This window comes from Streptomyces sp. NPDC000878, from assembly GCF_053599695.1.
Genome location: NZ_JBSFMT010000019.1, coordinates 139,305 through 149,300, shown reverse-complemented (window position 1 = coordinate 149,300; position 9,996 = coordinate 139,305). Strand labels below are relative to the sequence as shown.

The 9,996-nt window shown below is 70.5% G+C and carries 11 protein-coding genes, 1 tRNA gene and 1 pseudogene; 9 read left to right on the top strand and 4 right to left on the bottom strand.

Features of this window, described 5'->3' with window-relative positions; genetic code table 11:
• Nucleotides 1-64: 64 nt before the first annotated feature.
• Nucleotides 65-673, bottom strand: coding sequence for a 5-formyltetrahydrofolate cyclo-ligase (locus tag ACWDR4_RS19580; RefSeq protein WP_450410008.1), 609 nt, complete (start codon nucleotides 671-673; stop codon nucleotides 65-67).
• A 110-nt stretch (nucleotides 674-783) separates the two neighbouring features.
• Here ACWDR4_RS19580 and galU point away from each other — a divergent pair, with 110 nt between their 5' ends.
• From galU to ACWDR4_RS19545, 7 genes are all read left to right on the top strand, one after another.
• On the top strand, nucleotides 784-1,686 hold the full coding sequence (gene galU, locus ACWDR4_RS19575) for a UTP--glucose-1-phosphate uridylyltransferase GalU (protein ID WP_450410006.1): 903 nt from the start codon (nucleotides 784-786) through the stop codon (nucleotides 1,684-1,686).
• Between the two features lie 5 nt (nucleotides 1,687-1,691).
• The gene (gene glp, locus ACWDR4_RS19570) at nucleotides 1,692-3,014 is read left to right on the top strand and encodes a molybdotransferase-like divisome protein Glp (protein WP_450410005.1); all 1,323 of its coding nucleotides are present in this window, start codon (nucleotides 1,692-1,694) and stop codon (nucleotides 3,012-3,014) included.
• Between the two features lie 82 nt (nucleotides 3,015-3,096).
• Nucleotides 3,097-3,579: a cyclic pyranopterin monophosphate synthase MoaC gene (gene moaC, locus ACWDR4_RS19565; protein ID WP_235477922.1), complete on the top strand. Its 483-nt coding sequence runs from the start codon at nucleotides 3,097-3,099 to the stop codon at nucleotides 3,577-3,579.
• Complete coding sequence (locus ACWDR4_RS19560) at nucleotides 3,576-4,127, top strand: MogA/MoaB family molybdenum cofactor biosynthesis protein (RefSeq protein WP_450410002.1); 552 nt, start codon at nucleotides 3,576-3,578, stop codon at nucleotides 4,125-4,127. Before moaC ends, ACWDR4_RS19560 begins: the two co-directional genes overlap by 4 nt.
• Before the next feature lie 26 nt (nucleotides 4,128-4,153).
• Nucleotides 4,154-4,789: a GNAT family N-acetyltransferase gene (locus tag ACWDR4_RS19555; protein WP_450410001.1), complete on the top strand. Its 636-nt coding sequence runs from the start codon at nucleotides 4,154-4,156 to the stop codon at nucleotides 4,787-4,789.
• A 166-nt stretch (nucleotides 4,790-4,955) separates the two neighbouring features.
• Nucleotides 4,956-6,194 carry a divisome protein SepX/GlpR gene (sepX, locus tag ACWDR4_RS19550; protein ID WP_450409999.1) on the top strand — a complete coding sequence of 413 codons (1,239 nt, stop codon included), beginning with the start codon at nucleotides 4,956-4,958 and terminating at the stop codon, nucleotides 6,192-6,194.
• Nucleotides 6,195-6,332: 138 nt separating this feature from the next.
• Nucleotides 6,333-6,406: transfer RNA gene (locus tag ACWDR4_RS19545), tRNA-Ala, on the top strand.
• 187 nt (nucleotides 6,407-6,593) lie between these two features.
• On the opposite strand, the gene ACWDR4_RS19540 is transcribed toward ACWDR4_RS19545, so the two are convergent.
• Nucleotides 6,594-6,770 (bottom strand): hypothetical protein, encoded by a 177-nt coding sequence (locus ACWDR4_RS19540; protein ID WP_450409997.1) that lies wholly within the window; start codon nucleotides 6,768-6,770, stop codon nucleotides 6,594-6,596.
• A gap of 524 nt (nucleotides 6,771-7,294) precedes the next feature.
• On the opposite strand from ACWDR4_RS19540, the gene ACWDR4_RS19535 reads away from it, so the two are divergent.
• Nucleotides 7,295-7,627 (top strand): hypothetical protein, encoded by a 333-nt coding sequence (locus tag ACWDR4_RS19535; RefSeq protein ID WP_450409995.1) that lies wholly within the window; start codon nucleotides 7,295-7,297, stop codon nucleotides 7,625-7,627.
• Between the two features lie 17 nt (nucleotides 7,628-7,644).
• On the opposite strand, the pseudogene ACWDR4_RS19530 reads toward ACWDR4_RS19535, so the two are convergent.
• Together ACWDR4_RS19530 and ACWDR4_RS19525 are read right to left on the bottom strand one after the other, a co-directional pair.
• Nucleotides 7,645-7,755, bottom strand: a pseudogene (locus ACWDR4_RS19530) (IS5/IS1182 family transposase); the annotation flags it as partial.
• Nucleotides 7,756-7,904: 149 nt separating this feature from the next.
• A complete protein-coding gene (locus ACWDR4_RS19525) occupies nucleotides 7,905-8,759 on the bottom strand; it encodes a helix-turn-helix transcriptional regulator (protein ID WP_450409993.1) in 855 nt (284 codons plus the stop codon).
• A gap of 179 nt (nucleotides 8,760-8,938) precedes the next feature.
• On the opposite strand from ACWDR4_RS19525, the gene ACWDR4_RS19520 reads away from it, so the two are divergent.
• The gene (locus tag ACWDR4_RS19520; protein ID WP_450409992.1) at nucleotides 8,939-9,715 is read left to right on the top strand and encodes an SDR family oxidoreductase; all 777 of its coding nucleotides are present in this window, start codon (nucleotides 8,939-8,941) and stop codon (nucleotides 9,713-9,715) included.
• The last annotated feature ends 281 nt before the right edge of the window (nucleotides 9,716-9,996 follow it).

Below are 9,996 nucleotides of genomic sequence, written 5' to 3'. Positions count from 1 at the left end.
GCCGAAGAGCTTGCTGTAAATGGCGATCGAGCCTCCACGCGCGCGTGGAGGGCCGTTTCCCGTTCTACGAGGGCCCGCGGAACCGACGTACTCCCGAAGGGGTGGCCACCGCGTGCACCGGCCGGTCGTGCGGCTCGGCCGGGACACGGGGGACGATCTCGGAGTCGTACAGCAGCACCACCAGGGCCGGATCGACGGCCGACCGCTCCAGCCGGGCCAGCACACGGTCGTACGAGCCTCCGCCGCGCCCCAGACGCATCCCCCGGTCGTCCACGGCCAGGCCGGGCAGCAGGACGGCGTCGGCGGCCGTCACGGCGTCCGCGCCGAGGCGTTCGCCGGACGGTTCCAGCAGGGCCATCCGCCCGCCGTGCCGCACCTCCACCAGGGACCCCTCGCCGGCGTACGTGCCCCAGTCGAGGTCGTTGTCCGGGAGGAGGGCCGGCAGCAGGACGTGCACCCCGCGTGCGTGGAGGGCGTCCAGGAGGGTGCGGGTGCCGGGTTCGGTGCCGACGGAGACGTACGCGGCCACCGTGCGCGCGTGCGCGAGTTCGGGCAGGCCGAGTGCGCGGGCGGCCAGGGCCGTCGCCGCCTCCTGGACGTCGGCGGTCGTCAACCTGTTTCTCACCGCGAGGAAGTCCCGCCGCAACATTCGCTTGTCAGGCTCTGTCTCCATGGCTCTCCCGCTGTCGTTTCCGGCACTCTCATATGGTTCATATGTTGATATGAGCGTCAATTAATCGAAGCCTCAGAATCGGCCCATAGGCACCGGATAGGGTTGCGGCCATGACTGAGTCGCACCCCAGGATCAGCAAGGCTGTCATCCCCGCAGCAGGCCTCGGCACCCGGTTCCTGCCGGCCACCAAGGCCACTCCCAAGGAGATGCTGCCGGTCGTCGACAAGCCGGCGATCCAGTACGTGGTCGAGGAGGCCGTCTCCGCGGGCCTCGACGACGTCCTCATGATCACGGGACGCAACAAGCGCCCCCTTGAGGACCACTTCGACCGCAACTACGAGCTGGAGTCCGCCCTTCAGAAGAAGGGTGACGCCGAGCGACTCGCCAAGGTGCAGGAGTCCAGCGACCTCGCGACCATGCACTACGTCCGCCAGGGCGACCCCAAGGGCCTCGGTCACGCCGTCCTGTGCGCCGCCCCGCACGTCGGCCACGAGCCCTTCGCCGTCCTCCTCGGCGACGACCTCATCGACCCCCGCGACCCCCTCCTCCAGCACATGGTCGAGGTCCAGGAGCAGCACGGCGGCAGCGTGATCGCCCTCATGGAGGTTGCCCCCGAGCAGATCCACATGTACGGCTGCGCGGCCGTCGAGGCCACCGACGACGGCGACGTCGTCAAGGTCACCGGCCTGGTCGAGAAGCCCGAGGCGGCCGACGCCCCGTCGAACTACGCGATCATCGGCCGCTACGTCCTCGACCCGCACATCTTCGGCATACTCCGCCGGACCGAGCCCGGCCGCGGCGGCGAGATCCAGCTCACCGACGCCCTCCAGCAGCTCGCCGACGACGAGAAGGTCGGCGGCCCCGTGCACGGCGTCGTCTTCAAGGGCCGCCGCTATGACACCGGGGACCGCGGCGACTACCTGCGTGCCATTGTCAGACTCGCATGCGAACGTGAGGACCTGGGCCCGGACTTCCGGACCTGGCTTCGCAGTTACGTAGCCGAGGAGATGTAGCAACGTTGAGCAGCGCCGCGCCCCGCACCACCGGCCAGGACCACCTGTGGTCGGTGGACGAACACCTGGAGGACATCCTCGCGACCGTCCGCCCCCTCGAACCCATCGAGCTGCAACTCCTCGACGCCCAGGGCTGCGTCCTGGTCGAGGACGTCACGGTGCAGGTCTCCCTGCCGCCGTTCGACAACAGCTCCATGGACGGGTACGCGGTCCGGGTCGCGGATGTCGCGGGCGCGAGCGAGGAGTACCCGGCCGCCCTGACGGTGATCGGGGACGTCGCGGCCGGCCAGGACGGACTGCTCCACGTGGGCCCCGGCCAGGCCGCCCGCATCATGACCGGCGCCCCGCTCCCGCCCGGCGCCGAGACCGTCGTCCCCGTGGAGTGGACCGACGGCGGCCTCGGTGAGGGCCCCGTCACCGGGATGCGCGCCCGCAGCGCCGACCCCGAGGGCCCCCAGGGCCAGGTGCGCGTGCACCGCCCGGCACCGGCACGCGCGCACGTACGCGCGCAGGGCAGCGACGTCCAGGCCGGCGACCGCGCCCTCGCCGAGGGCACCGTCCTCGGCCCGCCGCAGATCGCCCTGCTCGCCGCGATCGGCCGCCCCACCGTACGCGTGCGCCCGCGCCCGCGCGTGGTCGTCATGTCCACCGGCAGCGAGCTGATCCAGCCCGACGAGAAGCTCGGCAGCGGCCAGATCTACGACTCCAACAGCTTCGCCCTCACCGCCGCCGCCCGGGACGCCGGAGCCATCGCCTACCGAGTGGGCGCGGTCGCCGACGACGCCGAGACCCTCCGCTCCACCATCGAGGACCAGCTCGTCCGCGCCGACCTCGTCGTCACCACCGGAGGCGTCAGCGTCGGCGCGTACGACGTGGTCAAGGAGGCCCTCTCGCACGTCGCCGACGAGGACGAGCCCGGCGCCGGCGTCGACTTCCGCAAGCTCGCCATGCAGCCCGGCAAGCCCCAGGGCTTCGGCACCGTCGGCCCCGACCACACCCCGCTGCTCGCCCTTCCGGGCAACCCGGTGTCGTCGTACGTCTCCTTCGAACTGTTCGTGCGGCCCGCGATCCGTGCCCTGATGGGCCTGCCCGACGTCCACCGGCCCACGGCCAGAGCGGTCCTGGAGACCGGCAAGGCGCTGACCTCGCCGGCCGGGCGCCGCCAGTTCCTGCGCGGCACCTACGCCGACGGGCACGTGACGCCGGTCGGCGGCGCCGGATCACATCTGATCGCGGCCCTCGCCCACGCCGACGCGCTGATCGTCGTACCCGAGGACACGGAGTCCCTGGAGCCCGGCGCCGAGGTCGAGGTCGTGCTGCTCGGCTGACCGGTGGGCTGGGGCGGCTGAGGGGCGCGGGTTGGGAGTACCGTGTCGCGCACAACAGGCCCGACCGGGAGCGCCGCAGCACATGAGCACGCAGGACGACCGACTGACGCACATCGACGAGGCGGGCGCCGCCCGCATGGTCGACGTATCCGGGAAGGACGTGACCGCGCGGACCGCCCGTGCCAGCGGACGTGTCCTCGTCTCGCCCCGCGTGATCGAGCTGCTGCGCGGGGAGGGCGTCCCCAAGGGCGACGCCCTGGCCACCGCGCGGATCGCGGGCATCATGGGCGCCAAGCGCACCCCGGATCTGATCCCGCTCTGCCACCCGTTGTCGGTGTCGGGTGTGAAACTGGATCTGTCGGTCGCGGACGACGCCGTCGAGATCCTGGCCACCGTGAAGACGACGGACCGCACGGGCGTCGAGATGGAGGCCCTCACCGCGGTCTCGGTCGCCGCGCTCACCGTGATCGACATGGTCAAGGCGGTCGACAAGGGAGCGGTCATCACGGACGTCCGGGTGGAGGAGAAAACCGGCGGGAAGTCGGGCGACTGGAGCCGGTCATGACACCGGCGACGCTGCCTGCCGACGCCGGGGGCGCGCTGCTCGCGCCGTACGCCGCTCTGGTCGTGACCGCGTCCAACCGCGCGGCGGCGGGCGTCTACGAGGACAAGAGCGGCCCCCTGATCGTGGCGGGGCTGGAGAAGTTCGGCTTCGCCGTCGACGGCCCGTGGGTCGTGCCCGACGGCGACCCGGTGGAGGACGCCCTGCGGGCCGGCGTCCAGGCCGGGTACGACGTCGTCGTCACCACCGGCGGCACCGGCATCTCGCCCACCGACCGCACCCCGGAGGCCACCCGCGCGGTGCTCGACCGGGAGGTCCCGGGCATCGCCGAGGCCATCCGGGCGTACGGCCGGGAGAAGGTGCCGGCGTCGGCGCTGTCGCGCGGACTCGCCGGAGTCGCGGACGGCACGCTGATCGTCAACCTGCCGGGTTCCAGCGGCGGCGTGAAGGACGGACTGGCGGTGCTTGAACCCCTGTTGAAGCACGCAGTCGACCAGATCCGGGGCGGCGATCACCCCAGACCCAGCGGCAGCAGTGGGGGTGCGAGCTGAACAGCCCATCCTGGCCCGTCGAGCTGGTGGACGGCGACATCGTCCTCCGGCCCGTCAGGCTGCGCGACCAGCGGGCCTGGCGCGAGGTCAACCGGCGCAACCGGGACTGGCTGCGCCCCTGGGAGGCGACGATCCCGCCGCCCACGCCCAGCGGCCCGATCGCCCACCGGCCGACCTACCGCCAGATGGTCCGCCATCTGCGCGCGGAGGCGAACGCGGGCCGGATGCTGCCGTTCGCCATCGAGTACCAGGGGCATCTGGTCGGCCAGTTGACGGTCGCCGGCATCACCTGGGGCTCGATGTGCTCGGGCCACGTCGGCTACTGGGTCGACGAAGCGGTCGCGGGCCGGGGCGTCATGCCGACGGCGGTCGCACTGGCGGTCGACCACTGCTTCCGTACGGTCGGACTGCACCGCATCGAAGTCTGCATTCGCCCCGAGAACGGGCCCAGCCGCCGGGTGGTGGAAAAACTCGGATTCCGCGAGGAGGGGCTCAGGCCCCGTTATCTCCACATCGACGGGGCGTGGCGCGACCATCTCGTCTTCGCGCTCACAGCGGAAGAGGTGCCCGAGGGGTTGCTGAGCCGCTGGCAGCGGGCACGCTCTCAGAACACGCCGCCTCAGAACACGCAGTCTCAGAACACGCCGCGGAATCCGGCGTAAATTGAATAAGTGTTCGAAAGCGATCGACTTGGGGTGCCAAATGCGCGCCCCCGATGACCTGCTGATCGCATCGGTCACAAAAAAAGCTCGAAATATCAGCCAGATCGTGCGACACACCGGCTCAATTGGCAGATGGCCTTACGCAAACCCCTCTACCGTGTGAGGCGTGAGCAGCAGCGGCCTCATCTACGCAGTCATTGTCGGGGCCTGGGCCGCCTACTTGGTGCCGATGTGGCTCCGTAGGCAGGACGAGCTGAACGAGGCTCGTCCGACGGAACGCTTCAGCACCGCCATCCGGCTCCTGTCCGGACGGGCGGGCATGGAGCGCCGGTACGCCAAGGACCTGCGGGCGCGCTCCACCGACGAGGGGGAGCACAGCGCCGGAGACCCGGAGGGTGTCACCGACTCGGTGGACGTCCGGGCCTTCGCCATGCCCCCGGCCCGTCCTCAGGCAAAGGCCCAGGTACAGGAACAGGTTCATCAGGAGCAGGCTCCGGCGCAGCAGAGGGCGCCGAAGCGGGAGCAGCAGGCGTCGGCACCGGCCCCGACGAGGGAACGGGAGCGCGAGCGCGTGCCGGCGGCTCGTCGGAGCGCGGGCACCTCGGCGGAAGCCGCCGCGCGCGCCCGGCGCTCGAAGGTGCTCGCGCGCCGTCGGCGTACGACGGTGATGCTGTTCTTCGCCTTCACGCTCGGCGCGATCGTCGCGGCGGTCGGCGGACTCGCGCTCCTCTGGGCCCCCGCCGTCCCGGCGGCCATGCTGAGCGGATACATCGCCTATCTGCGTACGCAGGAACGGCGCCGTTTCGCCTACCAGATGGACCGGCGCCAGGCCGAGCTGGCCGCGCAGCGACTGCGTGAGCGCCAGCCCCGGCGGCGGCCGTCCACCGACCCCGGGGCCGAGGACCAGGACGAGCACCCGGAGCCGGAGACCGACCCCGGCCTGTCGGCACTGTCCGCGCTCGCCGCGGACCGGCGTGCGCTCGTCGAGCAGACCGACCACGCGGAGTGGGTCGACCAGCAGCGCGAACGCCAGCGCCGCCCCGGCCACGGCGACAGCTGGGACCCGGTCCCGGTACCGCTGCCGACGTACGTGACCGCCCCGGTCGCCCCCCGCGCCACGTCCGACGTGGACCTCGGCGCACCGGACGCGTGGAGTTCGGCGCGGTCGAGCACGGTGGGGCGCGAGTCGGAGGAGTCGTCGACGACGGAGGACGCGACGGCCGCGGAGTCGGAGCCGGACCTGTCGTCGGAGGCGGATCCGGAGTCCGAGCCGGGCTCGGAGGACTCGGACGGCCGCACCGACGCCCGCCGCGCGGCATCAGCCCGCCGGGCCCGGGAGCGTGGCCGCACGCCCCTGTTCGACCAGTACGAGGACGGCGAGCGGCCCCGCGCGGCCAACGAGTAACGAGCGGCACACGGCGCCGCCCGACGGCACTCGCCCCGCACTTCGGGCAGGTGGGGGAGCCTGCGGGGGCCTCGCCCGACAGCGCGGAACGGATTTCCGAGCACCCGGATCGGGATGCTAGAGTTTCACTCGTTGCAAGGGCCTGTGGCGCAGTCTGGTAGCGCACCTCGTTCGCATCGAGGGGGTCTGGGGTTCAAATCCCCACAGGTCCACCGCAGGGCCGTTCACGAGTTAGCTCGTAGGCGGTTCACGAAATCCCGTCCGATCTCTTCGATCGGACGGGATTTCGTCGTCTCTGGGCTCGTTGGGAGGTCTGGGTGCGCTCATGGGGAAGCACGCCGAGCTACTAATTGATCGGCGTGCGGGGGGGCGATCTGTGGTTGTCGTGCGGAGTTGTGGTCAGCGGGCGTCCGGCGGCGGATGTCGTCCGTTGGCCGTTGTCGGCGACGCGATGACCTGGGTGGTGAGCGGGGGCAGGGGTCCGGTGGCGTCGTAGCCGGAGTCGGTGAGGTGGTCGGGGCCGGCGCGTTCGGTGAGCCAGGTTTCCAGGACGGTCAGGTTGGCGACGGTGAGCATGACCGCGAGGAGGAGTGTCTGGGTGACCTGTCCAGGGGCGGGCCGGTGCTTGGGGTTGCCGATGTCGAGCGTCCCGCTCTTGAAGCGGCCGTTGGCCCCTTCGACGCTTATCTGGAGCTTGGCGAACGAACCGTGCTGTGACCTGGGCGTCCGCTTCGTGGACGATGTCGTCGACGTGGTGAAGCGGACGCTCAGGTCGTTGACCAGCAGGGGCCGATCGTTGCCGAACCGCGACGCGTGGCGGGCGCCTTGCGCTGGGTTCGCTGCTCGCCGAGGGCGTTGGCGAGTTGGCGGCGGAGCCGCTGGTTGTCGTCGGTGAGCTGGCGGATACGTGTGTGGGCGTCTTCGAGAGAGCCAGGAACGGGAGACGGTGGCCTGGCGAGCGATGGTCTCGAAGGTGACCGTCTCGCCGGTCCGTTCGAGTTCGCGCAGGGCTTGGATGGCCTTGGCGCGGGTGAGTTCGTGCCGCTGCCGGGCGGCGGTGATCAGGTGGACCGTGTTGTCAGCCTGCGGTGGTCAGGAACATGGGTGCGTGCCGCGATCAGTTGGGTGAGCGGTTCATCGTCGCCCCAACCCGGGAAACGACCACACGGCAGATGGAAACTGCACGGTACGTGACTCTGGTGAAGGGGCGCCAAGGCGATGAACGACATCCGGAGCCGGCCTGGAACGTAGCGGCCGACGCTTGGGTGAGCTCGGTGTCCGCCGCGGTGGGGGAGAAAGTGGTTCTTGAGCATGCCGATCGTGGCGTGCAGCAGGCCGAGGACGTGGCACGCGACAACGCCCACGATGCCGCCCACCGCGCCTGGGACATCGAGCGGATCTTGACTCGCGTCGGCCAGTCGACCAAGAGTTGAGACAGGGCAGTTGTTCTTCAAGGGTGAAGCCAGAGCCGGATGGCAGTCACGGTGACGGTGCCGTGGAAGACGCAGGAACGCTTGTCGTACCTCGTGGCGATGGCCCGAAAGCCCTTGAGCGCGTTCATGGGCCTGCTTGTCTGGCGCCGCCGTAAGCAGGGAAGCTCTTGAGCTCGCTCAGGTTGGCTTCCCGAGATCCCGTTCGATCGAGCCGAGCTGGCGGGATCTCGCGGCTTCCGGGGTCGCCTGTCGCCTTGGTCGGCTGGGGTGCGGGGGCTCAGCGTGTCGTGAGCCCGGGTGCGGTCCAACTGGCCAGGACCTGCAGGGCCTGCGCGGTTTCGGAGCCCGGTTCGACGTTGTAGACGCACAGGGTCTGTTCCGCGTCGCCGGGGGCCTGGAAGGACTCGTAGGAGAAGTGCAGGTCGCCGACGAGGGGGTGGCGGTAGTGCTTGGCGCCGTGGGTGCGGCGCAGCACGCGGTGGTCGTTCCACCAGCCGGTGAACTCGGGTGACTGGAGGGTGAGTTCGCCGACCAGGTCGGCGAGCTGTCGGTCGTGGGGGTAGCGGCCCGCTTCGAGCCGGAGGATGGCCACCGTCTCCGCGGCGATCCGTTCCCAGTCGCCCAAGCGCTCACGGGCCCCCGCGTCCAGGAGGTAGTAGCGGGCCAGATTACGGCGGGTGGCGGGCAGGGCGTCGAAGTCGGTGAGGACGACCCTGGCGAGCCGGTTGGAGGCCAGCACGTCGGTGCGTCGGCCCAGGACGAAGGCCGGGACCTGGTCGAGGGTCTCCAGCATCAGGCGCAGTCCCGGCCGGACCTGCTGGGCCCTGGCCGGCGCGCGGCGTGTGGTCCGGGTGCCGGACCGCAGCAGGTCGGTGAAGTGTTCGCGTTCGGTCTCGTCGAGGCGCAGCGCGCGGGCGATCGCTTCGATGACCTCGGTGGAGGGGTTGCCCGCCCGCCCCTGCTCCAGACGCGTGTAGTACTCCGTGCTCACGCCGGCCAGACGAGCCACCTCGTCCCTGCGCAGGCCTGGTACGCGGCGGACGCGTCCGTCGGGGGGTAGCCCGGCGTCTTCCGGGGTGATGCCCGCGCGCCGTGAACGCAGAAAGTCAGAGATTTCCTTGGTGCCGCCCATGGCTCAAGTGTGACCACCTCAGCGGTGCCGTGCGGCTCCAGGGTGGTCCTGCCAGTACCTGTTCCGGCAGGGCCAGTTATGGCGTCCTGAGGCACTGGCGCGGGTGGTGTTCTGGATGTGCGGCCAGCAGCCGGCGACCGCGATCCCCCCTCTCCGTTACTGCTTGGAAGGTACGCATCATGACCACGAACACCATCTCCCGCCCCCTGGCCGGCCGCGTCGCCGTCATCACCGGCGCCTCCAGTGGCATCGGTGAGTCCTCCGCCGAGCAACTGGCGTACCTGGGAGCTCGCGTCGTTGTCCTGGCGCGGCGTGCCGACCGGCTGCAGGAGCTGGTCTCCCGTATCGAGAAGGGCGGCGGCATCGCCGCGGCGATTGCCACCGACGTGACCGATGCCGCTGCGGTGCAAGCCGCCGCCGACCAGGTGGAGGCCGAGTTCGGCGGCGCAGACCTGCTCCTGAACAACGCCGGAGTCATGCTTCCCGCCCCGGTCGAGGAGCTGGCGACCCACCAGTGGAAGCAGCAGATCGACCTGAACATCACCGGTCTGATGAACGCGATCGGCGCCTTCACACCGCAGTTGATCAAGGCCGCCGCCGAGCGCGGGGTGGCCGATCTGATCAACACCTCCTCGATCGCGGCGCAGAACATCTTCCCGAACTTCGCCGTCTACTCCGGCACGAAGGCGTACGTCTCCCACCTCTCCCGCCACCTGAGGGCCGAGTTGGGCGCGAAGAACGTCCGCGTCTCGGTAATCGAACCGGGCATCGTCGGCACCGAGCTGTGGAGCCACGTCACCAACCAGGGCACCCAGGACTGGCTGGCCGGCACCAAAGACACGATGGAGTGGCTCACGGCACAGGACGTCGCGGAGACCGTCGGCTTCATCGCATCGCTGCCGCCGCGGGTGAACCTCCAGCAGGTCACCATCATGCCCACCGGCCAGGCCGCCTGACCGGCCCCACAACTCCCCCTGCTCCCGGCGGGGCTGGTCCACGCCGCGGCGGGCAACGATCATGCAGCTGACGGGCAACGATCACCAAATGGTCCGCGTCCTCGCCGGTCAACACCACTCGTGAACACCCCACGCACAGCTCGAAGCCCCGGCGGGTTTTCCCGTCGGGGCTTCTGCATGTCCGGGGACGGCGGGTACGGGCGGGCAAGTCCGAGGGGTTTCTGGTGACTTGGGGGTAGGGACAGGCATACCCCCAACCCGCCCCCTGGGCCCATGGTGAG

Bases quoted from the DNA above. Each gene is read 5' to 3' on its own strand.
- ACWDR4_RS19580 (WP_450410008.1), bottom strand. From the start codon at position 673: ATGGAGACAGAGCCTGACAAGCGAATGTTGCGGCGGGACTTCCTCGCG.
- ACWDR4_RS19520 (WP_450409992.1), top strand. From the start codon at position 8,939: ATGACCACGAACACCATCTCCCGCCCCCTGGCCGGCCGCGTCGCCGTC.
- moaC (WP_235477922.1), top strand. From the start codon at position 3,097: ATGAGCACGCAGGACGACCGACTGACGCACATCGACGAGGCGGGCGCC.
- ACWDR4_RS19535 (WP_450409995.1), top strand. From the start codon at position 7,295: ATGGGTGCGTGCCGCGATCAGTTGGGTGAGCGGTTCATCGTCGCCCCA.
- ACWDR4_RS19525 (WP_450409993.1), bottom strand. From the start codon at position 8,759: ATGGGCGGCACCAAGGAAATCTCTGACTTTCTGCGTTCACGGCGCGCG.
- ACWDR4_RS19560 (WP_450410002.1), top strand. From the start codon at position 3,576: ATGACACCGGCGACGCTGCCTGCCGACGCCGGGGGCGCGCTGCTCGCG.
- ACWDR4_RS19540 (WP_450409997.1), bottom strand. From the start codon at position 6,770: ATGCTCACCGTCGCCAACCTGACCGTCCTGGAAACCTGGCTCACCGAA.
- galU (WP_450410006.1), top strand. From the start codon at position 784: ATGACTGAGTCGCACCCCAGGATCAGCAAGGCTGTCATCCCCGCAGCA.